Raw genomic sequence first — 23,495 nt, 5'->3', positions numbered from 1 at the left:
CATGGTCCAACACCATGCGGACCGCCCGTTCACGAACCTCCGGTGCAAACTTGTTCGTCGTCTTGCTCATCGTAGACCCTTCCTCTCAGGAGTTAGGGCCTCCGGCAATCCCGGGGCGGTTCAAACCAGCTTGTGCCCATCGATGGCAATGTCATTGGATGAGATGCAGTGGTGATGCCGTTGGAGCCAGGCGGTCTGGAAGGTGGCTTATGGCAGGCTGCCGTTGGCTCTGGCGGCAGCTCTGGCCGTGCTTGACGTCATCGAAGAAGAGGGAGGCTGGAGCATAGGCAGGCTTTGGGTGTGATGTTGTGCAAGCGCCTCGCTGACATTCACCCTGCACCTCGGAAGCATCGATCGAGCGTGTCCGTAGGCTGGGCGTTATCATCACAATCTGTGACAAACAGCTAACCTGCGGTCAGCATGGACAAGCAATCCGCATTATGGTGCCGTTGACGGCCGGTGACGCTGTGATTAACCAAGGGTTATACATGATGGAACAAGCAATCGTCCGGGCTCTGGAACTCGGCCAGTGTTGATCAGCGAGCGGCTTGCCGGCCAAAAGATTCATCAACTTTCAGTGTTTCGGTTTTCCATTTCGTCCCAAAGATTTTCCATTAACGCGACCTGTGCATAGGGATTTCCTCGCACTGCGGGGGCCAACGGCGTCGCCTCCGCCATCAGGGCGCCGAGCGGATGGGACGCGATCCTGCGAGCCGTCGCCAATGCGGTTGCTTCGATTTCATCATCATCCACTACCGCGTTGATCAGTTGATGTCGCTCCGCGATGGAGGCGGGCATCATGTCGCCGGTCAGAGCGTAATAGCGCGCGATAGTGGCCGGAACTGCCGCGTCCAGGCCACTCACCACTCCAGCTCCGCCAATCCCGTGAGCGATCTCGGGGAATCCGAATTGCGCGTCGGGAGTGGCATAGCGGATGTCGGTCAGGCGCAGGAGATATACGAGACCCTGACCCAGGCAATAGCCACGGACGGCCCCGATTACAGGTTTGTCTCGTGGTAGCAGCATCAGCACTTGCGCCCAATCAGGTTCATCGCCGAGCGGTAGGTCAAACTCCCGCATGTCATCCCCGGCGCTGAACGACTGGCCCGGTTGCGATGTCAGAATTGCGACCTTCAGGTCAGGAGCGCGAAGAAAGAAAAGCATAAGTCGGCAGAGGCGCTGGTGAAAGGTCCGCGACATGATGTTCAACCGTCCGTTGGCGAACCGAATAATGGCGACCCCGTCATGCGTTTCAAATTCGATCATGTGAAGCTCCCGTCAATGCTGGAAACCCGATTTCGTGGCGGTCGAACGATCAGGCTTGATACACCAGTTTTTCCGCCCATTATGGTTGATTCGACTTACAGGTCGAAATGCCGTTCCAGCTTCATTCGTGCCGGAATATTACGAAGTCGCCCAGTTCGCCGACACTGATGGAATCGCGGTGGTGATCCTGATTGCTGCTCTGTGCTGTCCAAATGGTCCATATCTTCAAAGCCTGTTCGAATTTTACGGTCTAGTCGGGTATCATCGTGCCACGAGCTTCCAGCGGCAAGCAAGCGGTTGCAATGCTGACCAAAGGCCGCACTTTCAGCAGTTCTCCGCCACATTGGTTTGGCAACTGTACGAATGGCTGCCTTCAATTCAGCGACTGTCCACAAGTCTGTTGGGAGACGGAAAAACATGTCGAACGAACATGTGGGTCGTCTATCCGCATCGCGTGCGCGTGCGCGTTCGAACCGACCAGTCTGATCCTTCCCCGTACCACCAGGGCGGCTTGTGCGGAGGGCATCTGATCGTTCATCGTGTAGATTGTACCATTGACGATGGCGATGTCATCGATCCATATCTGCGGATCAAATGATTTATCTGCGACGAAATTACCTTGGTCAATGCAGGTGTGTTCCGGATGGTCAAGGTAAAGCTACTGAAAATGATCGCCTTATCGATGAATGTGCGTCGATCCATTATCCATCCTTTCCTGTAATTATACGATATGAACAGAAAATTTGCCCGGAGGTGAAATTTTCGGATCGATCAAGGTCTTTGCAACGGACTGAATAATTCGATAGTTTTCCTGCACAAACCGTCATCGCTCGTATGTCAGGCCGACGCTAGTTCACTGGCTTCGATCGTCGGCTCGCAATGGTGGAGTGCCAGTGTACGCCGCACATGATAAGCAATCCGACCATCAGGGGCGCAAACAGGATTGAGAGCATGACCGCTACAGTGGAGCCATGCATGAGGATTGATGCTCCTGCGATCGGGCCCAAGAATACGCCTACATTCTGGGCCGCCGGAACCATTGCGGCAAGCCTTCCTGTGGCATCGAGCTCGCTGGCGCCGCTAAGTTGAAACACGATCAGAAGGTTCCAGCAGCATGAGAACAGCAAGTAGCGGATGACGAATACGGTTTCACCCAGAAGCACGTTGCTGGCCATTGTGGCGCAAAGCAGAGCCAGAACGGCGATCATGGCCTTGTGCGTACCTATCCATGCGCAGACACGCTCGGCTCCGAGGCAGACGACCCCGCTGACGAGCAGCCCGGAGGTTAAAGTGACGGCGATTGTGCCCCTGTCAACTCCGCCCATTTGCGCCAACCGCTCGACATAGGTCCAGAACGCGCCCGGCGCGATCTGGCATACCGCCACAGCAGCGAGAAATACCCAAGCCTTACCTGCCAGTCGCGCTCCCTTCTTGGCGGGTTCCTGACCAGTTGGAGCAAGTGCTTCGATCCGCATTGCGGGAAGCAAGAGTAGTGCTGTTGCCACCATTGCCAGGGCAGGAACGAGCCCTCCCGCCAAACCGTGCCGCGCGATCAGTTCCGGCGTGACATAGTCCTGGGCAGCCGCGACAAATATCGCGATGGCATTCATGATACCGAAGTAACGGATCGGGCGCCGACTCAATGAGACATAGGATACGGCAATCGAATAAGCGAACCCGCCGCCGCAGCCGCTCAACAGCCGAATGGCGACACTTGCGAGAAACCCTGCGTCAACCAATGAACCGACAAGTCCTGCGGACAGAACTCCAAGGCTGACAAAGCCGCAAGTGCGGAAGAGCCGAGAACCAATCGCAATCGGAGCGGCGATCGAGCCGATAAGCATTCCCGCTAATTCCGCCGAACTGAGCCAGCCGATCTGCTGATCCGTGAAATTGCGCGCGTGCGCCACTGCGACGATGAGCATCGGAAGGGCGGTATAAAAGGCATAGCCCGCAACCGACAGCGCGATTGCTGCGGCTATCGCCGCGATGTTCGCGTCCTGAGGTGGGGAAACAGGCGATTCGGGAATAGACAATTATCCGACATCCTCTGGCTTGGTTGGGTTTCTAGCAGTGGCGATGATCTTGGGGCGGATTTTTTTCCGGATTTGACCCTGATCATGCCCAAAAAAGAAGCATGACCGGATGACCATGGCATCAACATTCCTGTTGATCAACTTACTAGTTGACAAAAATTTCGGTCTGCGCTTTTCTCGGAGGGAATGCTTTGCCATGCCATCAACAGAAAGAATGAATTCGGCTGCCGTCGGTGCATGGCGAAAGAGGCGCAAAACAGGGGATTTTATGCTTACTCACACAGTCTTTTTGTTAACATCGACGGCGCTCGCTCCGGTCACCCTGTTGAACGCTGGCGGTCAGGAAACGCTAGCGCAAGCTCCTGCCGGTGCGAGGGAGCAGTCGTCGCATGTTCCGGCGCCTGGCGCGGCAAGTGCCGGAGACACGTCGCAAGATATCGTTGTTACAGCCCAGAAGGTGGTGTCGACCGTGCAGTCGACGCCAATCAGCATCTCGGCCCGCGCCGGTGAAGATCTTCAGCTTCGAGGTATTACCAGCGTGGCGGCGCTCACCGGTGAGGTGCCCAGCCTTTCTTCGAAAAGTGGAGGGCCGGGGCAAACGCAATATGCCATTCGCGGCCTGGCTTCTCCTGGTGGTGTGTCCCCGACCGTCGGCTTCTACTTTGACGAATTTCCTATTACTCCCCCTGCCGGGGCTACTGCAGGCAAGACCTCGATCGATCCCAATCTCTACGATCTGGCGCGTGTCGAAGTGTTGCGCGGTCCTCAGGGTACGCTTTATGGCGCAAGTTCCATGGGCGGCACGATCCGCCTGATCCCTGCGCCAGCCGACCCCACGGCCTTCAGCGGGAGTATTCAGGCAATAGGGACGGATACTAAAGGCGGGGCCATGTCGGGCACAGTCAATGCGATGGTGAACGTGCCGATTGTCGACGACAAAGTGGCGCTCCGCATCGTCGGGACGCGCGACCGGCAGGGGGGCTTCATAGATCGGGTGGTATTGGAGAACTTCCCTCTGCCAGATACCAGCGCAACCGGCGGTAATCTGTTTTCCGCTCCGCGTGGGGATGTGCTGGGCGCGACCGAGACGAGGCGGTACAAGAATGTAAATCGGGCGGACACAACTGCGATACGTGCATCGCTCCTGATCAAGCCTGCTGAATCTCTTGAAATTACTCCAAGCTTTTATTATCAGAAGATCAAGCAGAACGGTCCAAACTCGACCGACCTTTATCCTTTTCGTCAGGCGCACTATCAGCCTCTAGATGTTGCTGAATCGTATGCAGATCGTTTCTATATTGCTAGCCTGAAGGTGGATTGGGATATCGGAGCGCTGAATGTGACTTCGGCATCGGCTTATACCAATCGTAAGACTGCCAATCGGGAGGATAGCTCTGAGCTTACATTCAAAGCCTTTGGTGACGTTTTCGGATTCACCGGATACTCGGTGGACAGTGGCGGTCTTGGGGCTGGCGCGCTGATTGAAAGCAATCCCACCAGTCAATTCACGCAGGAACTGCGAATATCGTCCAATGGCGTAAGTCCGTTTAGTTGGCTCATTGGCGGATTCTACAATCACTATAAGTCCGATTACCGGGCGGTCACAGATTTCCCTGCATCGGTAACTGTCATCGGCGACACGCTCTATGAGGCAACCATCACCGGGACGCTTGACCAGTACGCCATTTTCGCAAATGCCAGCTATGATCTGACGCCAAAGTTGCGCGCTACCGCCGGTGGGCGGTATTTCAAGACCAAAAACAACACCACCAGCCAGTCCGCCGGGCTGTTCGGGACCGGGCCAACTCCAACGGTAAACGCTGACGCATCTGGCTTCAACCCGATGTTCAATTTGTCATACACCCCCTGGGAACGACATTTGCTGTATTCGACTGTCTCGAAGGGGTTTCGAGATGGTGCGGCGATTACACCAGTTCCCAGTACATGCGCTTCAGATCTGGCTGCCATTGGTTACAACGAGACGCCAACCAAATATGATCCTGACACTGTGTGGAACTACGAAATCGGTTCCAAGAACCGTTTCTTTGGCAATCGCCTGACCTTGAATGCCGCTGTGTATCATCTGAAATGGAGCAAGGTTCAGCAACTTATCGTATTGCCGACGTGCGGGTTTGCATTCACCGGGAATCAGGCCGACGCAGCGGTCAACGGTGGCGAAATCGAAGTGGAAGCACGTTTGTTCGCTGGCCTCACCTGGCAGGGCTCCATTTCATACACGCATGCGCGCTATAGCAATGATTCTGCGGCAGGCGTAAAAAGGGGTGACAGGCTGCTCAATGTGCCGGACTGGACTGGCAGTGCTTCACTGATTTACGAAGCGCCTACCGGAGAAGGGAATTCGATATTCGCACGGGGGGACTTTGTCTATGTTGGCCCATTGGATGCACAATTTGATACGCGCAAACGTGTATCGGGTTATGGTATGTTGAACACACGCATAGGCTTCAAGCGAGATAAGTTGTCTGTCGCCTTGTTCGCCAATAACCTGACAGACCGGCGCGCAATTCTCGATTATCGGCTCTCGCAGACTATCTCTGTATTCAATCTCGATCGTGTCTCGATCACTCGTCCGCGTACGATTGGTGTTGACGTCAGCGTAGGATTCTGAATTGAGTTAGGAGAACTGTCTTGAAGAAGGTCTTGCCGTCGATATTGCTGGCCCTTCTGGGTACAGCCGCCCAAGCACAAACATCTGCCCCCACTATTGAAAGCTACAATCGCGTTGCCGCAGCGCAACAACCCTTCTGGGCACGGCGGGTGACTGGCTACCTGCAAGTTCGCGATGGAACCTATCTGCGCTACAGTGTGCTGCTGCCCAAGGGGCCTGGTCCGTTTCCCGTGATTGTCAATTACAGCGGGTATGATCCGGGATCGATTGGCGGTGCTGCCTATCTCCAGAACAATACGGCCATGTCTGTCAATATCGACAGAACGCTGGTCGAGCACGGCTATGCGGTGGTTGGCGTCAACGCTAGGGGTACAGGCTGCTCTGAAGGAACATTCGAATTCTTGGGACGCAATTACGGCCTTGACGGGCGCGATGCGATCGAATTCATCGCACAGCAGTCGTGGTCGAACGGCAAAATCGGGATGGCTAACTGGTCATGGGCCGGCATGTCGCAACTCGCCACGGCATCAGAAAAGCCGCCACATCTGAAGGCTATTGCCCCAGGCATGGTGCTGGGTGATGCCCGGCTCGACAGTTGGGCGCCTGGCGGGGTTGGCGCACCTGCATTCGTGGCGGGCTGGTGGTGGTTTCTCCACACACGCTGGGATTCAGCGAGGGAGAGCGCTGCGGCTGAGGGGGATCAGCGCTGTATAACGCAGATCGCTACCAACATTCGTACGGCTGAGCCGAACAATCTGTCCAATGTCATCATCCAGCATCCACTGCGCGACGAGTTCATCGAACAGAGACATCTTGCGGCAAGAACTGCCAACATCGATGTTCCAGTTCTGTCGATGGAGGCATTTCAGGACGAGGCGGTAACGTCGCGTGAGGGCTATTATCACGAGACGCTTGATCCCTCGCGCTTGTGGCTGGTGCAGAGCAACGGCCCGCACGATCTGTATATGTCAACGCGGTTTCGCCAAATTCTCGTCGCGTTTTTTGATCGCTTCGTAAAGGGCGAGGACAACGGTTTCGAACGGCAGCCCCACGTCCGGGTCTGGTCGGAAGGAAGCGCCAGCGGTGAAGGGCGGTATAAACTGGAAACGCTGAAACCAGGTTTCATCCTGGAATCGCCGACATTTCCATTGCAGGCGAGGCCGATTCGCTTCGTGTTCGGTGCCGACCGGATCATGCGTCAGGACGGGCCCCCCGGCGGCGAAGCAGACCATTTTGATTATCCGGTACCCGGTCCGGATGTCTCTATCTATGAGCATGACAATGAATGGGGTGGGCAGCCAGAAAATTGGGAAAAGGGTAGTTTGGCTTACACGACTCCCCCGCTCGAAGAAACACTCATGGCCTATGGCTCTGGAAGCGCGGATCTTTGGGTGTCGGCTACTGCGACGGACGTTGACCTACAAGTCACGCTCACGGAAGTGCGTCCTGATGGGCAGGAGATGTTCGTACAGCGAGGATGGCTGCGCGTTTCCAATCGCACGCAGGACGACGGCAAGTCGACCGAACTGCGTCCGTTTCCCATAGATCGGCCGCAAACGATGGTATCTATGACGCCGGGCGTCCCTGTCCTCGCACGGGTCGAGATCAATAAGTTTGCCCATGCGTTCAGAAAAGGTTCGCGTATTCGCATTTGGATCGACACGCCGAGCAAGTGGGGGGGCTATGGCTTTGCGCCTGTCTCGGCACCCTCCGTCAACACGATATGGCACGACTCTGCGCATCCCTCACGGTTGGTCTTGGGTTTAGTAGATGCCCGTGCCGTACCGGCGCAACGACCTGCCTGCGGCAGCGTGTTGATGCAGCCATGCCGTCCTGATCCACTTGCGCCGGTCCATCCGGGCGCTCATTGAAGATTTGGCCATGAAGAAAAGAACAAGGGCAGTGTCGGAAGGCTATCCAGTTTCGCGTCGAACAATGCTGTCTGGTGGCGGTGCGGTTCTTGCCGGCGGCGGCATGGCGACACGACTGGCGGCCGCTTCGGCGGATCCAGAGCCTCTGAATACGTTGGATATCATCCATACGCAACTTGTGATGAATCTGGTCGTAACCTGTAGTTCGCCTGAACGAATTGGGCCCAGTGCCGCCAGCAAGGACGGTAACCGCGACGAAATCTGGCCGATCATTGGCGGTCGCTTCTGGGGGCGCGGCATTCGCGGCTTGGTTGTGCCTGGAGGCGGAGATTTCCCAGTCGTCCGGCCGGATGGCGCGATAATCATTGATGCGCTCTATCGGCTCAAGACAGATGATGGCGTGACGATAATCATCCACAACCGGGGACTTGCCTATTCGGACACCAAATATCGACTAATTCCGGAATTCATCGCACCGGTCGGAAAATATGATTGGCTAAACAAATCAGTATTCATCGCTACTCTCGTCGAGGTTCCGGCTTCGCTGGCTCTCGCAAAGGGAAAAAATGAGAATGATCGACTGATTCAGGTTCATCAAATATCATGATAGCTCAGCGTCCTCACAGGGGGCGACAGGCAAGCGCACGGCGATCCAGGAATGGGACCGGTCCAAAGGCATCTCATTCGACGGTAGTGAGCCTCGAAGAGGGGGCGAAATCTTGGCGTTCCGCCGACACACGCTGCCGACCGGCAACGACATCCGGTTCACCAATCACGTCCACCACAAATATGTCTGCCATCACATCTTCGACCGGATCTGCGACGAGAACGGCATCGAACATCGTTTGACCAGGGTGAAGCACCCATGAACCAACGGTCAGGTGGAACGGATGAACCGAACCATCAAGGAAGCCACCGTCAAACGCTATCATTGATAGCCATGAACAGTTCCGGCAGCGACTCTGCGACTGCGTCGCTGCCTACAATTTCGCTCGCAGGCTCAAGACCCTCAAAGGACTCACCCCATACGGGGCCATCTGCAAGGCATGGCAAAATACGCCAGAGCGCTTCACCTCAAACCCGCACCATCAAGTGCCGGGATCAAACACTTGGAAAGCAATCGCAAGCATCTTCTTGAGTTGGCCTCACTCAAAGAAAGTTCCTGTATTCACAGGAGAAATTTGGTGCCGGCTACAGGATTCGAACCCGTGGCCCCCTGATTACAAATCAGGTGCTCTACCAACTGAGCTAAGCCGGCGTCCATTTCGGACGGCACGCCCTTACTATCAGATGACGCCCAACGTCCAGCCCTCAGTGCGTGCAATCTGCGCTGTCATGGCCTTGGGCCGCCAAAGGTCCGGGTTCAATGCCGCGCGGCGCATCCACGCGGCGGTCACGATCGCATCGGCGCCATGATCGTCGGGCATCGCACCACCATGCCCGGCTGATCCCAGCATGGCCAGCGCATCGTTCAGCGCCGCCGAATCCCGCATCTTCGTTCGTCCCTTGGGGCGTCCTGCCGCGCGCGCGGCGATGCTGGTGTAGATTTCCACCACCAATGATCCCCTGTCCGGTAGCGGGTCGAACGGCCAGACCGGCACATGGGGCCGGACATGGTGCAGCATGCGCATCCCGGCAAAGCTGGCCTTGGCCACCTGCGCCGCGCCGATCGCGTCATAGACGGTCGATGGCTTGCCCCCGCCGCCAGCCCGGTAATGCGCTTCGCAGGCGCGATTGTGCATGAAGTCCGCCTTCACCCCGTCCGCCTTGCCGAAATAGAAATGGCGACGATGCGCGATCTCCAGCAGGCTTGCCGCGCCCAGGTCCGCGTCGTCGCAGATCGAATCGACATAGGCCCAGAAGGCAGGCCCGCCCTCCGGCACCCGATCACCGGGAAGATAGCCCCCGCGCGCGACGAAGGGCGGAGCGAAGCTGAAATCGAAGCCGAACAGGGTAGGGGCCTCCCGCGACGCCGCAACCAGCCACTGCGCCACCGCGCGTCGCGACCAGAGGCGATCGGGCGCGGCGATCAATGTCGGCACAGCCTCCCCCGTTTCGCACAGCGCGACTGCAATCCCCTTGTGCCGCGCGCCTTTCGCGCCGGACCAGTCGATCGCGGCAAAGCGCGTGAAGGTCGGCGTCACGCGGGGCCGCGCTCCGCGCGCAGCCGGTTCCAATGGGCGATGCGCTCGGCAATGCGCGCTTCGAACCCGCGATCGCTGGGCGTGTAGAAATTCTGCGGGGTCATATCCTCCGGCCAGTAGTTGGCGCCGGAAAATCCGCCCTCGGCATCATGGTCATATTGATAGCCCTTGCCATAGCCGACCTGCTTCATCAGCTTCGTGGGCGCGTTGACGATGTTCATCGGCGGCATCAGCGATCCGGTATCGCGCGCCGATTTGAACGACGCCTTCATCGCCATATAGGTGGCATTGGATTTGGGTGCGGTCGCGCAATAGAGGCAGGCCTGCACAATGGCGAGTTCGCCTTCGGGCGACCCCAGAAATTCATAGGCGTCCCTGGCCGCCAGACACTGCACCACCGCCTGCGGATCGGCGAGGCCAATGTCCTCGGTCGCGAAACGCACAAGGCGGCGCAGCACATAGAGCGGCTCTTCCCCCGCCGTCAGCATCCGCGCCAGATAATAGAGCGCCGCCTGCGGATCGGACCCGCGCAGCGATTTATGGAGTGCGGAGATGAGGTTGTAATGCCCCTCCCGATCCTTGTCATACACGGCGACGCGACGATGCAGCAGCGCGGACAGGCCGGCCGGATCGAGCGGCTCTGGCAGGTCGATCGAATAAAGCGTTTCGACCTGGTTGAGCAGGAAGCGCCCGTCGCCATCGGCGCTCGCCAGCAAGGCTTCCCGCGCGGCGGCGTCAAGCGGCAACGGCCGGCCCGTCAGAATCTCTGCCCGATCGAGCAATTGTTCCAGCGCACCCGCGTCCAGCCGCCGCAGGATCAGCACCTGCGCGCGGGACAGCAGCGCCGCGTTCAGCTCGAAACTGGGATTTTCGGTCGTCGCCCCTACCAGCGTGACCGTGCCATCCTCGACAAAGGGCAGGAAACCGTCCTGTTGCGCCCGGTTGAAGCGATGGATTTCGTCCACGAACAAAAGGGTTTTTTCGCCCCGCCGGGCATGATCCTTTGCGGTGGCGAACAATTTCTTGAGGTCTGCGACGCCGGAAAACACGGCCGATATCGGCGCGAACCGCATTCCGACTGCATCGGCCAGCAAGCGCGATATCGTCGTCTTGCCAGTGCCGGGCGGCCCCCAGAAGATGATGGAGGACAACCGGCCCGCCGCCACCATCCGGCCGATCGCGCCATCGGGGCCGGTCAGATGCTCCTGCCCCACCACTTCCGCCAGCGTGCGCGGGCGCAGCCGGTCGGCGAGGGGGGCGGTATCGGTCGCACCATCTGCGGTGGAAAGATCATCGGAAGCGAAAAGGTCGGCCATCATCGCTGATATAGGCGATGCGGCGGATTATGGAACCGGGCTGGAGCGCACTGACAATCCCTGCGCCCGCTGGCGGATGACGCGCAGATAGGTATCGACCAGCGCCTGATTGACCTGATCCCAGCCATTGCGCTCTGCCCGCGCCTGGGCCGCTTGCCCGGCCTTGTGGCGGGCATCTGCGTCCAGGCAATAGGTTTGCAAGGCGTCGGCGAAATTACCGATCGCACCGGGGCGGATCAGCCGGCCGGTCACGCCCTCCGTCACCAGGCTTTCGCTGCCGGTGGCGCGCGCCGCGACCGTCGGCAGGCCGCACGCCATCGCCTCCAGCGTCACATTGCCGAAGGTTTCCGTGACCGACGGGTTGAACAGCATGTCCATGCTGGCCACCGCGCGGCCCAGATCGGGGCCTTTCTGAAAGCCGGTGAACACTGCCTGCGGCAGCCGGTTCTGGAACCATTCGCGCGCCGGGCCTTCGCCCACCACCAGCACCTTGTGCTGGATCTGGCGCGTGACGAGCTGGTCGACCGTGTCGGAAAAGACATCCAGCCCCTTTTCCATCACCAGTCGTCCGATGAAGCCGATCACCGGCACATCGTCAGCAATGTCCAGCGCGCGCCGCCACGCCAAGTCGCGCCGGCCGGGGTTGAAAATTTCCCGGTCGATGCCGCGGGTCCAGATGCCGACATCATAATTCATCCGCTGTTCGCGCAGGAGTTGCGCCATCGATTCGGACGGCGCGACGATCGCGTCGCAGCGGCGATAGAAACGGCGCAGGATCGATTCGATCAGTGGCTCCAAAAAGGCCAGGCCATAATAGCGCGGATAGGTTTCGAACCGGGTATGCACCGACGCCACCGTCGGCAGGCCATGCGCACGCGCCCAACTGACCGCGCGGTGGCCCAGCGGATCGGGGCTGGATACATGGATCAGGTTTGGCTGGAACGCCTTGAGATCGCGGCGCAGTTTTGCCGACAGCCGATGCGGCACCCGATATTCCTTGCGCCCCGGCACCGCGAAGGAGGGGGCGCTCACCAAATCACCAGCCGGCTCGAAAGCGGGTGTGTCGGTGGTCGGCGAATAGACCCGCACCGTCGCTCCTTGCCGCAGCAGATAGGTGACGAAGCGGTTGAGCGCCTGATTGGCGCCGTCACGCACATAATTATAGTTGCCGCTGAACAGGGCGACACGAAGGCCGGTTGCATCCATCGCCGCCCCTTAGCCTAACAGGAGCAAAAACCCAAGGGAACCATATAAGTGATTGGGAATTTGGCATTTATCGTCATGCAGGCGGCCGACGTGGCTGCCCGGATATGAAGAGGATGCGCAATGGCCGAGACATTCCGCAAGGGAAAGCGGGTCAAGTGGAACTGGGGGCAGGGCGTCGGTCGCGGACGGATCGCCGAACGTTTCGATCGCCATGTCGAACGCACGATCGAAGGATCGCTGATCCGTCGCAACGGTTCGCCCAAGAATCCCGCCTTCCTGATCCAGGCCGACAGTGGTGTCGAAGTGCTGAAATTGCGATCAGAGCTAAGCCCCGCATAAGGCCAGTCCTGATCGATCGGCTGTCGCGCAACATGCGCAGTCATGGCATGGCGGGGCATGGCCACCCCTTTCATGCATATCGACGCGCTGCTGGTCGGCACGCCCGTCCCCTTTCGCGGCAACGATCATAGCGCCATCGCGAAACAGCCAGTCGCCGGTGCTGTACGGATCACATGGCATGGCTTTGCCGGCGATCAGGTCGCCGACCCCATCCATCATGGCGGCTGGGACAAGGCGATCCACCTCTATCCGCAGGACCATTATGGCTGGTGGCGCGATCGCAAGCCGGGCCAGACGCTGCTCGACGCGCCAGGCGCTTTTGGCGAGAATATCGCATCACGCGGCCTGACCGAAACGGACATCTGCCTTGGCGACCGTTTCTCGCTGGGCAGCGCGATCGTGGAGGTCAGCCATGGCCGCCAGCCCTGCTGGAAGCTCGACCACCGTTTTGCCGCGCGTGATGTGATGGCGACGATCATAAAGACGGCGCGCAGCGGCCTGTATTTCCGCGTCATCCGCGAAGGGGAGGCGGAAAGTGGCATGCGCATGGACCTGCTCGACCGACCATTGCCCGACTGGAGCATCGGCCGCATCTTCGGCCTGCTGATCGGCGGCGGCCACAAGGCGGAGCCGGATGCGGTACGCGCGCTGGCCGACATGCCGCTGTTGGCGGAAGCGTGGCGCGACCGGGCGCGCAAGCTGGCGGCATAGGCGGTCACAGGCGAAGTCAAACGGGCAATCTGCAACATCGCCCATGCTGCTGGCGTCGCGCGCGACCCGTCCCTATAGCTGGTGCATGGCATCGACCCAGAAGCACAACAAATCCGTCCCCGCCCCCGCGCGCAGCAAGGTCCGTCCTGCCGGCTTTCCCACCCGCGATCAGATCATGGCCTTCATCGCCGAATCCGACACCCCCGCCGGCAAGCGGGAAATCGCCAAGGCGTTCGGCCTGAAAGGGCAGGAGAAGATCGCGCTCAAGGCGCTGCTGAAGGACATGGCGGATGAGGGGCTGATCGACATAGGCCCGGCCCGCGCCTTCCACAAAATGGGGGGCGTGCCCAAAGTGACGGTGCTGCGCATCATCGATGTCGACGATACCACCCTGATCGCCACCCCCGAACGATGGGAAGCCGAAGGCCAGCCGGCCCCGCGCCTGCGCGTGGTGGAACGCGGCAAACCGCAATCGCGGCAGGGCGCGCTGACGATCGGCGACCGCATCCTTGCCCGCACCGAAGAGGCCGGGCGCGGCTGGGTCGCTCACGTCATGAAGAAGCTCGCCAAGGCCAGCGAGGAGCTGCTGGGCGTGGTCGAGCAGATGGCCGACGGCAAATTATGGCTGCGCCCGGTCGACAAGCGCATCCGCAAGGATACGCCGATCAGTGACGTCGGCACTGCCAAGCCCGGCGATCTGGTGCTGGCCGAACCCCATGGCCGCCCGCCGCGCATCTTCGCGCGCGTCACCGATATTCTGGGCGACCCGTTCGCCCCGCGGAGCTTCAGCCTGATCGCCATCCACAAACATGGCATCCCCCATGTCTTTCCCGACCGGGTAGAGGAGGAGGCGGTCAAGGCGTCTGCCTTGCCACTGCACGCGGACAAGCGCGAGGATTTGCGCCATTTGCCGATCGTGGCGATCGATCCGTCAGACGCCCGCGACCATGACGACGCCGTCTGGGCCACCCCGGACGAGGATGAAGCCAATGCCGGCGGCTACAAGGCAATCGTCGCCATCGCCGATGTCAGCTATTATGTCCGTCCCGGCAGCGCGCTGGACAAGGAAGCGCGCAAGCGCGGCAACAGCGTCTATTTTCCCGATCAGGTCGTGCCGATGCTGCCGCACGAACTGTCGTCCGACATGTGCTCGCTGCGTGCGGGGCAGGACCGGGCGGCCATGGCCTGCCATCTGACGATCAATGCGCAGGGCAAGGTAATGGCCTGGCGCTTTACCCGCGCGGTGATCCGCGTCGCTGCCGTGCTCGCTTATGAGGATGCGCAGGCGGCGATCGACGGCGAGCAGGACAACGCGATGCTCGAACCGGCCCTCAAGCCGCTCTGGGCCTGCTGGGCGCTGTTGCGCAAGGCGCGGGACGCGCGCGATCCGCTGGCGCTGGACCTGCCCGAACGGCGGGTGGTGCTGGACGAATATGGCAAGATCGTCAGTGTCGCCGTGCGCGAACGGCTCGACGCGCATATGCTGATCGAAGATTATATGATCGCCGCCAATGTCGCGGCGGCCAAGGCGCTGGAAGCGAAGAAGGCGCCGGTCATGTATCGCGTCCATGAAGCGCCGGGCCGCGACAAGCTGGTCGCGCTCAAGGAATATCTTGCCACCTTCGACATCGACTTCGCGCTTGGCCAGGTGATCCGCCCCGCGACCTTCAACGCGCTGATCCGAAAGGTGGGCGAGTCCGAGGAGAAGGAGCAGATCATGACCCAGATCCTGCGCAGCCAGACCCAGGCCTATTATGCGCCGCAGAATATGGGGCATTTCGGGCTGGCACTGGGCAGCTACGCCCATTTCACCTCGCCCATTCGTCGCTATGCCGACCTGTTGGTGCATCGGGCGCTGGTCGGCGCCTTTGGCCTGGAACTGCCCGCGCCCAAGGGGGGGGCGATCCCCGACCGTTCCTCGCTCAGTCAGGATGATTATGAGAATATGGGCCGGGTCGGCGAAATGATCTCCGGCCATGAACGGCGCGCGATGGAGGCGGAACGCGAGACGATCGACCGCTATGTCGCGGCTTTCCTGTCCGCCCATGTCGGGGAAGTGGTGAAGGCGCGGATCACGGGCGTCCAGAATTTCGGTTTCTTCGCGACCGTGGACGGGCTGGGTGGCGACGGGCTGGTGCCGGTATCGACCATGGGCGCGGAACGCTTCTTCTATGACGAAGCGGGCAAGGCACTGGAGGGCGTGGAGAGCGGCGACCGCTACACTGTCGGCCAGCGGCTGGAACTACGCTTGGCGGAGGCGGATCCGATCAACGGATCGCTTCGCTTCGAACTGCCCGATGCGCCGCCATCGCGTGGTGGACCGATCAAGCGCGACCGCACCCGTCCGGGCATCAAGCGTGGCCGGCCGACGAATATCCGCCACATCGGTGCGAAACGGGGCAAGCATAAGCGGTAAGATCATCCCTGCGGGGCGACACTGGCACGGACGGCCATCAACTCAGCCGGTCGATCGCGTCCGCATCCAGTCCACCCGGAATGATCATCAACGGACAGAACAGCTTGCCCGCATCTGCCCCGGCAAAATGCGTCACCAGCTTGCCCGGATTGCCGCTGGCTGCCGCGCCCAGCACCAGCGCGGCGACATCATCCATCTCTTCCAGCGTCTTGCGAACCACTGCAACCGCTTCGCCCTGTCGCACGGTGATGCTGGGGCGGATGCCCGATTCATCGCTCAGCGTGCCGGCCGCGCTCGTCACCAGCGCTTCCGCGCGTTGCAGCGCTTCATCCTCCATCGTCGCCTGCACGCCGCCCCACTGGACGAATTCCGCCGGGGGGATCAGCGCCAGGATCCGCACCGCGCCGCCGGTCTTGGCGGCGCGCCGGGCAGCGAAGCGCAGCGCCGTTTCGGCTTCGGGCGATTCGTCCACGACAACCAGATATGTCCGCACTTTCTGTGCTCCCCCATGCAGAACTTGCTGCCCTGATGATCCGAAGGGGATCGCAACGAACCAGCGGGGTGAAATGTGGGCCATATCCCCCCCGTCTGCAAGCCGTTGCTTGACCGATCCGGCGAATGCGTGAAAACGGTGCGTCAAACAGCCTGATAGACGAGAAGAGGCCGCCCACATATGAGCAAGACGATCCAGATGCCCGCTTTGTCCCCTACCATGGAAGAAGGGACGCTGGCAAAGTGGCTGGTCAAGGAGGGCGATACCGTGTCGTCGGGCGACCTGTTGGCGGAAATCGAAACCGACAAGGCGACGATGGAATTTGAAGCCGTGGATGAAGGCGTGATCGCCAGGATATTGGTGGCCCAAGGCACCGAGGGCGTGAAGGTTGGCACGGTCATCGCCATGATCGCCGAAGAGGGGGAGGATGTCGCCACCGTCGCCGCTGGCGGAGGCAAGGCGGATGCCGCCCCTGCGCCCAAGGCGGACGCGGTTCCCGCCAAGGACGAAGCCGCCGCTGCGCCCAAGGCGGATGCGGCGCCCGCAGCCAGGGCCGAAGCTGCGGCCGCCAAGCCCGCAATCGCATCGGACGGCCGCGTGAAGGCCAGTCCGCTGGCACGCCGCCTGGCCGAAGCCAAGGGTGTCGATCTGTCGGCGGTTGCCGGTTCTGGCCCCAATGGCCGGATCGTCAAGTCCGACCTGGACGGTGCCAAGGAAGGCGTCGTCGCACCGGCCGCGAAGGCCGCCGCGCCTGCGGCTGCCCCCGCTGCGGCCCCCAAGCCTGCGGCGGCTGCCCCTTCCGGCTCTGCCCAGGATTTCGGCATTCCGCACGAAGTGGTCAAGCTGAGCGGTATGCGCAAGACGATTGCACGCCGCCTGACCGAATCCAAGCAGCAGGTGCCGCACATCTACCTGACGGTGGACATTCAGCTCGACAGGCTGCTCAAGCTGCGTGGCGAACTCAACGCCGGCCTTGCCAGCCGCAAGGTCAAGCTGTCGGTCAACGATCTGCTGATCAAGGCGCTGGGTGTCGCGCTGATCCAGGTGCCCGAATGCAACGTGCAGTTTGCCGGCGACCAGATGCTGCAATTCAAGCGCGCCGATATCTCGGTCGCGGTGTCGATCCCTGGCGGCCTCATCACGCCGATCGTCACCGGCGCGGATGCCAAGGGGGTCGCCGCCATTTCCAACGAAATGAAGGACCTGGCAGACCGAGCGAAAGCCGGAAAGCTCCAGCCGTCCGAATATCAGGGGGGCACCGCATCACTGTCCAACATGGGCATGTTCGGTATCAAGCAGTTCGAAGCCGTCATCAACCCGCCCCAGGCCATGATCATGGCAATCGGCGCGGGCGAGAAGCGGCCTTTCGTGGTGGATGACTCGCTTCAGATCGCGACCGTCATGTCGGCCACCGGCAGCTTCGACCATCGTGCCATCGATGGTGCCGATGGCGCGCGCCTGATGAAGATATTCCGTGAACTGGTCGAAAATCCGATCGGTATGCTGGCCTGATGCCCTTCGTCGACGAACAGCCGCCGGCTGAAAGTCCGGCGGTGCGCGTCATCGCCATGCCGGCCGACACCAATCCCTATGGGGATATTTTCGGCGGCTGGCTGATGAGCCTGATGGATTCGGCGGCGGGTTCGGTCGCTGCCCGCCACGGCCATGGCCGCGCCGTGACCATCGCGGTGGAAGGCATGACCTTCCTGCGCCCGGTCGTGGTCGGCGATGAAGTATCCGTGTTCGCAAAGCTCGTGTCGGTTGGCCGGACGTCGATGAAAATCGATGTGGAAGCCTGGCGGCGTGCGCGGCATGATGATCGCAGCTATCGCGTGACCAAGGCCACCTTCACTTTCGTGGCGATCGGAGAGGATCGCCAACCCCGTTCCGTGCCGCCGCTGGCGGAATAAGATAAGAGAGACGACCATGGCTGAAAATTATGATGTCATCGTTCTGGGTTCTGGTCCCGGTGGCTATGTCGCCGCGATCCGGGCGGCCCAACTGGGCCTCAAGACCGCGATCGTGGAACGCGAAAATCTGGGCGGCATCTGCCTGAACTGGGGCTGCATCCCGACCAAGGCGCTGCTGCGTTCCGCCGAAATCTACCATTATATGCAACATGCCGCTGATTATGGCCTGGCGGCGGAAAAGATCAGCGCCGATATCGAGGCGGTGGTGAAGCGCTCACGCGGCGTGGCGTCGCAGCTCAACAAGGGCGTCACCGGCCTCATGAAGAAGAACAAGATCGCCGTCCACATGGGCGATGGCAAACTGACCGGCAAGGGCAAGCTGTCCGTTACAAAAGATGGCAACACCCAGGAACTGTCGGCCAAGCATATCATCATCGCCACGGGTGCCCGCGCCCGCGACCTGCCAAAGCTGAAAGCAGACGGCAAGCGGGTGTGGACCTATCGCCACGCCATGACACCGCCGGAAATGCCGACCAAATTGTTGGTCATTGGATCGGGTGCGATCGGTATCGAATTCGCCAGCTTCTATAATGACATGGGCGCTGATGTGACCGTGGTCGAGATGATGGACCGGATCGTGCCGGTGGAGGATGCCGATGTGTCCGCCTTCCTCGAAAAGGCACTCAAAAAACAGGGCATGACGATCCATACCGGCGCAAAGATCGACAAGATCGAGGCCGACGACAAGGGGGTTCGCGCGACCATCACCGGCAAGGACGGCAAGGCGGTGGACGGCGAATTCAGCCATGTCGTCGTCGCCATCGGCATCGTGCCCAATGTCGAAAATATCGGGCTGGAAGATGTCGGTATCGAGCCGGACCAGCGCTATCATATCAAGACCGACGCTTATGGCCGCACCAATGTCGACGGCTTCTGGGCAATCGGTGACGTGACCGCGCCGCCATGGCTGGCGCACAAGGCGAGCCATGAGGGCGTGATCGTCGCCGAAGCCATTGAGCAGGCACTGGGCAATGGCGATGTCCATCCGCATGCCATGGACGCGCGCAACATTCCGGGCTGCACCTATTGTCACCCGCAGATCGCCAGCGTCGGCCTGACCGAGGCAAAGGCGAAGGAAGCCGGTTATGAGGTGAAGGTCGGCATGTTCCCCTTCATCGGCAATGGCAAGGCGATCGCGCTGGGGGAGGCCGAAGGCTTCACCAAGACCGTGTTCGACGCCAAGACCGGCGAACTGCTGGGCGCCCATATGATCGGCGCGGAAGTGACCGAGATGATCCAGGGCTATACCATCGGCAAGACGCTTGAGACGACCGAGGCGGAACTGATGCACACGGTATTCCCGCATCCGACCATTTCGGAATCGATGCATGAAAGCGTGCTGGCGGCTTATGGCCGTGCGCTTCATATCTGATCGGCGGATATCGCTGGCAAAAGGCGCGGGGGCTTTGGCTTTCGCGCTTTTTTGCGTCCTGGCGATTGCGATGATGCATCGGGCCGGATGGCTGGAGGGGCTGAATCGTGGGCTGATGGGGGCGGCGGGCTTGGCGCGGGATACAGGGCTTGGTGGTCCGGTCACGATGGTGATGCGGCTGGCGTCGGCAATTGGCGGAACGGCCGGACGGCTGGCGCTGGTGGGGGTAGTGGTACTGCCTTTGCTGTGGTTCGGGCGGCGGCGTGCGGCCGGATGGCTGGTGGCGACGATCGCCGGTGGCACTCTGCTCAACCTCGGCCTGAAACAGCTTTTCGCCGCGCCACGGCCTGACCTGCTGCCGCATCTCGACATGGTGAACAGCTACAGCTTTCCCAGCGGTCATGCGGCGGGAAACATGATGTTCTTCGGCGCGGTAGCGATGCTGGCGGGTGCCCGCAGTGGTTATTGGGCGGCGGCGGCGATCATCGCCCTCATCGGGATCAGCCGCGTGTGGCTCGGCGTTCATTGGCCCAGCGATGTCACTGCCGGCTGGATCGAGGGATTGGGCTGGCTCGCCTTCTGCGCCGTCTGGCTACCAGCGCGGGGAGGGGAGCAGCAACGCGCGGCCGATGCGCTCATGCGGCGGCATCCCGTCGCTGGTGACGAAACCATGGACCCAGAAACTGTCGACCACCGTGCCGGCGGCGACCAGCAATAGCGGAATCGCCGTCAGGGCAACCAGCCGCGCCGCGCCACGCCACGCCTGACCCGGTGACAGGGCCAGCAACGCCAGCGGCAACACAGGCAGGAAATAGCGCCCCTGCGTCCCCTGAATATAGTCCGCACCCAATGGCGTGCCGGTCAGATACATGGCGGTTTCGATCAGCAACGCCACGCCTGCCGCCACCGCCAGCCACCACAGCCGTTGGCCAAGGCCGAACCGCGCGCCCGATCCGCTCGTCACGCCCGCGCCCAGCATCAGCAGCGCCAGCGGATAGGCCAGCAACGGCAACAAGATCGCGTTCCAGCCGAACCGGCCGACGATCTGGAGGGCATAGACCGGTGTGCGCTCGATCACGCTGCCGGTCAGGATGCGGATATAGCCGACCGGATCGGCCAGGATGATGGCAAGTTGATCGCGCAGCGGTGCGGTCATCATCGTCTCGCCAGTCCGGCGCGACTGGATATGATAGAGCGCCTGGCTGCCGCCCGACACATGCATCCAGCCGATGAAGGCGAGTGCCCCCAGCGCCATGGCCCCCAGGATCAGCCATGGCCGACGATCACCCGTCCGGTGCAGCCCGGCCGCCATCAACGGCAGATAAACTCCCTTGCACAGCGCCAGCAGCGGCGCGGTGATGTATAAAGCGGCCGATCGCGCCGGAGCCGCGTCCATGAATCCGGTGCGCAGCGCCAGCGACAGTCCCAGAAAGCCCAGGCCATTGATGACCGCATCGGGCGACAGCGAACCCGTCTGATAGGCGAAGGTCGGCAGCAGCGCGGTGGCCAGCAACGCATTGCGACCGAAGGGCAGCAGGCGCAGCGCCATGATCAGCAACGCAAGGCCGGTCATCGCGTTGATGATCCGCCCGACATAGAAGGCATTGATCCAGGGCAGGCTCAGCGCCCGGCCGAGCATCAGCCCCGCTGCTCCCGGCGCATAGAGGCTGGGCGCATAGCTGGCGACATTGGGAAAGTCGGCGAAGGCGCCACCGGGCCGTCCGGCATCCGCCGTCGCACTGCTTGCGACCTGGTCGCGCGTGAACAGGCGGGACGTTGGCGGCACATCGGTCGGAAAATCGACCGCATGTATATCCAGCGCCGCGCGGGGCAACTCTACGCCGATCGCCGTGCCCCGCGTCTGCGTCAGCACATGCCCCTGCGCCAGCGACAGGGCTTTCATATAATGCTGATTTTCGTCGGGCGCCTGAAAGGGCGGGGTGACGATGGCGAAGAACAAGGTTGCGACGCATATAGCGGCGAGCAACAGCCGCTCCACCGCGCTCCATGGCGCAGCAAACAGCATGTCCGCGCCATCATGCATTCGCATGGATCGTCGTTCGTTCCGCATCGCCTGCTATGTCCATCACGCGCGGTTTGCGCCCTTCTTCCGTCGACGCAATGCTATGGACGAGCAGGCTTAATATTTCGCATCTGTATCAAAAAATTGCCGATGTGGAGGATCACTCCTCCACCACCTCCCGATTTGCAGGGGGATGCAGGCGCAACCGGGTGACGCGGCGGCCGTCGCTGGCGATGATTTCCAGTTTCCAGCCGCTTTCCTCATGGTCGAGTATCTCGCCCGGTTCGGGTACGCGGCCGGCAATGACGAAAGCCAGTCCGCCCAGCGTATCGACATCTTCCTCCACATCGCCGAGCCTGGAGTCGATCTCTTCGGCGACATCATCCAGTTCGGCCCGCGCATCGGCGTCCCAAAGCCCGCCTTCAAGCGGCACCAGCATCGCTTCTGGCGCGTCGTCATGCTCGTCCTCGACCTCGCCGACGATTTCCTCGACCAGATCCTCGAACGTCAGCAGCCCTTCCGTGCCCGAATATTCGTCCAGTACGATGGCCAGATGGGTGCGCTTTGCGCGCATTTCGGCGAGCAGATCGAGCGCGCCCATGCTTTCGGGCACATAAAGCGGCTGACGGATCAGCGGTTCCAGCGTATCGGGCACAGGTAATTTGCCGGCCAGGATGGCGAAGGCGTCGCGAATGTGGATCATGCCCACGATCGTGTCGAGATTGTCGCGATAGACCGGGATGCGGCTATGGCCGGCCTCGGCGAACAGCGCGGCGAGATCGGCGAAGCTCGCTTTTTCCTCGATCGCGATGATATCCGCGCGGGGCACGGCCACGTCATCGACGGTATGTTCGGAAAAATGGAGCAGGTTGCGCACCATCTGTCGCTCGATCGCGGACAGGTCGCCCTTGACCGGCGCACTCTCATCCTGCTCGTCCTCATCATAGTCGTCGAGCGCTTCTTCCAGTTCCTTGCGAAGGCTGGTTTCCTCACCCTCGCCGAACAGGAGCGACTTGATGCCGCTCCATAAGCCGCCCTCGTTGCTACTGTCCGCCTCTTTCGATGCGGTGCCGTCTTTCGGGCTGCCTTCAGCCATATCGTCCCTTATTCCCCTGTTGTTCGATCCCCGTAGGGATCGGAAAGGCCCATGCTCAGCAGCGCCGCTATCTCCATCGCTTCCATCGCTTCGGCCTCATTGTCGTCCATATGGTCATATCCAAGCAAATGAAAAGTCCCATGGACGATCAGGTGGGTGGCATGATCGGCGACTGATATGCCCTTTTCCCTGGCTTCGGCGGTGCACACGCCCTCCGCCAGGACGATATCGCCCAGCAGCACTTCGCCATCGTCGGTATTCCCGGTCGCCTGGAGCAGGTCGTCCTGCACCATTGGGAAGGACAGGACATTGGTGGGCCTGTCCTTGTCGCGATAGGCGCGGTTGAGGCTGTGGACCTCCGCGTCGCTGGTCAGCTTGACCGCGACTTCATACAGTGCCTGGTCGGTCGCGAATGCGGCATAGGGACTGTGCGCGATGGCGGTCGACACCGCGCGTTGGGCCAGAATGTCCCAGTCCGTGTCCGGCCAGCCTTCTTCATGGAGAACGGCGACTTCAATCATCATTATTCCTGCATAGAACGGGCAAAGGCCAAAAATGTCGTGTTTCCGCGAAGGCGGGAACAGGGTTTCAGGGTGTGAGCCGGGCT

General features: G+C 60.9%; 20 protein-coding genes, 1 tRNA gene and 1 pseudogene. 11 read left to right on the top strand and 11 right to left on the bottom strand.

What is annotated here, in order from left to right; genetic code table 11:
* Positions 1-567 precede the first annotated feature (567 nt).
* Positions 568-1,266, bottom strand: coding sequence for an enoyl-CoA hydratase/isomerase family protein (locus Q4610_RS10365; protein WP_304535855.1), 699 nt, complete (start codon positions 1,264-1,266; stop codon positions 568-570).
* Between the two features lie 34 nt (positions 1,267-1,300).
* Here Q4610_RS10365 and Q4610_RS10360 point away from each other — a divergent pair, with 34 nt between their 5' ends.
* The gene (locus Q4610_RS10360) at positions 1,301-1,864 is read left to right on the top strand and encodes a hypothetical protein (RefSeq protein WP_304535854.1); all 564 of its coding nucleotides are present in this window, start codon (positions 1,301-1,303) and stop codon (positions 1,862-1,864) included.
* A gap of 250 nt (positions 1,865-2,114) precedes the next feature.
* Here Q4610_RS10360 and Q4610_RS10355 read toward each other — a convergent pair whose 3' ends face one another.
* Positions 2,115-3,302, bottom strand: coding sequence for an MFS transporter (locus Q4610_RS10355; RefSeq protein WP_304535853.1), 1,188 nt, complete (start codon positions 3,300-3,302; stop codon positions 2,115-2,117).
* A gap of 109 nt (positions 3,303-3,411) precedes the next feature.
* Between Q4610_RS10355 and Q4610_RS10350 the strand changes: the two genes are divergently transcribed.
* From Q4610_RS10350 to Q4610_RS10340, 3 genes are read left to right on the top strand one after another with little or no spacing between them, the layout of a single operon-like run.
* Complete coding sequence (locus Q4610_RS10350) at positions 3,412-5,931, top strand: TonB-dependent receptor (protein ID WP_304535852.1); 2,520 nt, start codon at positions 3,412-3,414, stop codon at positions 5,929-5,931.
* Positions 5,932-5,951: 20 nt separating this feature from the next.
* On the top strand, positions 5,952-7,802 hold the full coding sequence (locus Q4610_RS10345) for a CocE/NonD family hydrolase (RefSeq protein ID WP_304535851.1): 1,851 nt from the start codon (positions 5,952-5,954) through the stop codon (positions 7,800-7,802).
* A gap of 10 nt (positions 7,803-7,812) precedes the next feature.
* Positions 7,813-8,409 (top strand): DUF3237 domain-containing protein, encoded by a 597-nt coding sequence (locus tag Q4610_RS10340; RefSeq protein WP_304535850.1) that lies wholly within the window; start codon positions 7,813-7,815, stop codon positions 8,407-8,409.
* A gap of 73 nt (positions 8,410-8,482) precedes the next feature.
* Here Q4610_RS10340 and Q4610_RS21805 read toward each other — a convergent pair whose 3' ends face one another.
* The 5 genes from Q4610_RS21805 to Q4610_RS10315 all read right to left on the bottom strand — a co-directional run bounded on the left by Q4610_RS21805 (position 8,483) and on the right by Q4610_RS10315 (position 12,468).
* Positions 8,483-8,734: a hypothetical protein gene (locus tag Q4610_RS21805; RefSeq protein WP_425262547.1), complete on the bottom strand. Its 252-nt coding sequence runs from the start codon at positions 8,732-8,734 to the stop codon at positions 8,483-8,485.
* Positions 8,735-8,984: 250 nt separating this feature from the next.
* Positions 8,985-9,060 (bottom strand) — tRNA-Thr (locus Q4610_RS10330).
* Between the two features lie 28 nt (positions 9,061-9,088).
* Positions 9,089-9,946, bottom strand: coding sequence for a hypothetical protein (locus tag Q4610_RS10325; RefSeq protein WP_304535849.1), 858 nt, complete (start codon positions 9,944-9,946; stop codon positions 9,089-9,091).
* On the bottom strand, positions 9,943-11,262 hold the full coding sequence (locus Q4610_RS10320) for a replication-associated recombination protein A (protein ID WP_304535879.1): 1,320 nt from the start codon (positions 11,260-11,262) through the stop codon (positions 9,943-9,945). The genes Q4610_RS10325 and Q4610_RS10320 overlap by 4 nt, the downstream gene beginning before the upstream one ends.
* Before the next feature lie 27 nt (positions 11,263-11,289).
* Complete coding sequence (locus Q4610_RS10315) at positions 11,290-12,468, bottom strand: glycosyltransferase family 4 protein (protein WP_304535848.1); 1,179 nt, start codon at positions 12,466-12,468, stop codon at positions 11,290-11,292.
* 120 nt (positions 12,469-12,588) lie between these two features.
* Here Q4610_RS10315 and Q4610_RS10310 point away from each other — a divergent pair, with 120 nt between their 5' ends.
* The 3 genes from Q4610_RS10310 to rnr all read left to right on the top strand — a co-directional run bounded on the left by Q4610_RS10310 (position 12,589) and on the right by rnr (position 15,934).
* Positions 12,589-12,807 (top strand): hypervirulence associated TUDOR domain-containing protein, encoded by a 219-nt coding sequence (locus Q4610_RS10310; RefSeq protein ID WP_304535847.1) that lies wholly within the window; start codon positions 12,589-12,591, stop codon positions 12,805-12,807.
* Between the two features lie 57 nt (positions 12,808-12,864).
* Complete coding sequence (locus Q4610_RS10305) at positions 12,865-13,518, top strand: MOSC domain-containing protein (protein ID WP_304535846.1); 654 nt, start codon at positions 12,865-12,867, stop codon at positions 13,516-13,518.
* 85 nt (positions 13,519-13,603) lie between these two features.
* Positions 13,604-15,934 (top strand): ribonuclease R, encoded by a 2,331-nt coding sequence (gene rnr / locus Q4610_RS10300; protein ID WP_304535878.1) that lies wholly within the window; start codon positions 13,604-13,606, stop codon positions 15,932-15,934.
* Between the two features lie 37 nt (positions 15,935-15,971).
* Here rnr and Q4610_RS10295 read toward each other — a convergent pair whose 3' ends face one another.
* Positions 15,972-16,427, bottom strand: coding sequence for a universal stress protein (locus tag Q4610_RS10295; RefSeq protein WP_304535845.1), 456 nt, complete (start codon positions 16,425-16,427; stop codon positions 15,972-15,974).
* Between the two features lie 180 nt (positions 16,428-16,607).
* On the opposite strand from Q4610_RS10295, the gene Q4610_RS10290 reads away from it, so the two are divergent.
* The 4 genes and pseudogenes from Q4610_RS10290 to Q4610_RS10275 form a co-directional block, all read left to right on the top strand.
* Positions 16,608-17,939: a pyruvate dehydrogenase complex dihydrolipoamide acetyltransferase gene (locus Q4610_RS10290; protein ID WP_304535844.1), complete on the top strand. Its 1,332-nt coding sequence runs from the start codon at positions 16,608-16,610 to the stop codon at positions 17,937-17,939.
* Positions 17,939-18,337 (top strand): acyl-CoA thioesterase, encoded by a 399-nt coding sequence (locus tag Q4610_RS10285; protein WP_304535843.1) that lies wholly within the window; start codon positions 17,939-17,941, stop codon positions 18,335-18,337. The genes Q4610_RS10290 and Q4610_RS10285 overlap by 1 nt, the downstream gene beginning before the upstream one ends.
* Positions 18,338-18,353: 16 nt before the next feature.
* Positions 18,354-19,769 (top strand): dihydrolipoyl dehydrogenase, encoded by a 1,416-nt coding sequence (lpdA, locus tag Q4610_RS10280; RefSeq protein WP_304535842.1) that lies wholly within the window; start codon positions 18,354-18,356, stop codon positions 19,767-19,769.
* Positions 19,726-20,313, top strand: a pseudogene (locus Q4610_RS10275) (phosphatase PAP2 family protein); the annotation flags it as partial. The gene lpdA and the pseudogene Q4610_RS10275, both read left to right, overlap by 44 nt.
* A gap of 48 nt (positions 20,314-20,361) precedes the next feature.
* On the opposite strand, the gene Q4610_RS10270 reads toward Q4610_RS10275, so the two are convergent.
* From Q4610_RS10270 to ybeY, 3 genes are all read right to left on the bottom strand, one after another.
* Positions 20,362-21,840 carry a DUF2142 domain-containing protein gene (locus Q4610_RS10270; protein WP_425262546.1) on the bottom strand — a complete coding sequence of 493 codons (1,479 nt, stop codon included), beginning with the start codon at positions 21,838-21,840 and terminating at the stop codon, positions 20,362-20,364.
* 112 nt (positions 21,841-21,952) lie between these two features.
* Complete coding sequence (locus Q4610_RS10265; RefSeq protein WP_304535840.1) at positions 21,953-22,888, bottom strand: hemolysin family protein; 936 nt, start codon at positions 22,886-22,888, stop codon at positions 21,953-21,955.
* 8 nt (positions 22,889-22,896) lie between these two features.
* A complete protein-coding gene (ybeY, locus tag Q4610_RS10260) occupies positions 22,897-23,409 on the bottom strand; it encodes an rRNA maturation RNase YbeY (protein WP_304535877.1) in 513 nt (170 codons plus the stop codon).
* Positions 23,410-23,495 lie beyond the last annotated feature (86 nt).

This window comes from Sphingobium cyanobacteriorum, from assembly GCF_030580935.1.
Taxonomy (GTDB): Bacteria; Pseudomonadota; Alphaproteobacteria; order Sphingomonadales; family Sphingomonadaceae; genus Sphingobium; species Sphingobium cyanobacteriorum.
This window is presented reverse-complemented; position numbering and strand designations above follow the sequence as displayed.

Excerpts from the sequence above, each read along its gene's own strand:
- Q4610_RS10365 (WP_304535855.1), bottom strand. The coding sequence starts at position 1,266 with ATGATCGAATTTGAAACGCATGACGGGGTCGCCATTATTCGGTTCGCC.
- Q4610_RS10350 (WP_304535852.1), top strand. The coding sequence starts at position 3,412 with ATGACCATGGCATCAACATTCCTGTTGATCAACTTACTAGTTGACAAA.
- Q4610_RS10340 (WP_304535850.1), top strand. The coding sequence starts at position 7,813 with ATGAAGAAAAGAACAAGGGCAGTGTCGGAAGGCTATCCAGTTTCGCGT.
- Q4610_RS21805 (WP_425262547.1), bottom strand. The coding sequence starts at position 8,734 with ATGATAGCGTTTGACGGTGGCTTCCTTGATGGTTCGGTTCATCCGTTC.
- Q4610_RS10320 (WP_304535879.1), bottom strand. The coding sequence starts at position 11,262 with ATGGCCGACCTTTTCGCTTCCGATGATCTTTCCACCGCAGATGGTGCG.
- Q4610_RS10315 (WP_304535848.1), bottom strand. The coding sequence starts at position 12,468 with ATGGATGCAACCGGCCTTCGTGTCGCCCTGTTCAGCGGCAACTATAAT.
- Q4610_RS10310 (WP_304535847.1), top strand. The coding sequence starts at position 12,589 with ATGGCCGAGACATTCCGCAAGGGAAAGCGGGTCAAGTGGAACTGGGGG.
- Q4610_RS10305 (WP_304535846.1), top strand. The coding sequence starts at position 12,865 with ATGGCCACCCCTTTCATGCATATCGACGCGCTGCTGGTCGGCACGCCC.
- rnr (WP_304535878.1), top strand. The coding sequence starts at position 13,604 with ATGGCATCGACCCAGAAGCACAACAAATCCGTCCCCGCCCCCGCGCGC.
- Q4610_RS10290 (WP_304535844.1), top strand. The coding sequence starts at position 16,608 with ATGAGCAAGACGATCCAGATGCCCGCTTTGTCCCCTACCATGGAAGAA.
- Q4610_RS10285 (WP_304535843.1), top strand. The coding sequence starts at position 17,939 with ATGCCCTTCGTCGACGAACAGCCGCCGGCTGAAAGTCCGGCGGTGCGC.
- lpdA (WP_304535842.1), top strand. The coding sequence starts at position 18,354 with ATGGCTGAAAATTATGATGTCATCGTTCTGGGTTCTGGTCCCGGTGGC.
- Q4610_RS10270 (WP_425262546.1), bottom strand. The coding sequence starts at position 21,840 with ATGCGGAACGAACGACGATCCATGCGAATGCATGATGGCGCGGACATG.
- Q4610_RS10265 (WP_304535840.1), bottom strand. The coding sequence starts at position 22,888 with ATGGCTGAAGGCAGCCCGAAAGACGGCACCGCATCGAAAGAGGCGGAC.
- ybeY (WP_304535877.1), bottom strand. The coding sequence starts at position 23,409 with ATGATTGAAGTCGCCGTTCTCCATGAAGAAGGCTGGCCGGACACGGAC.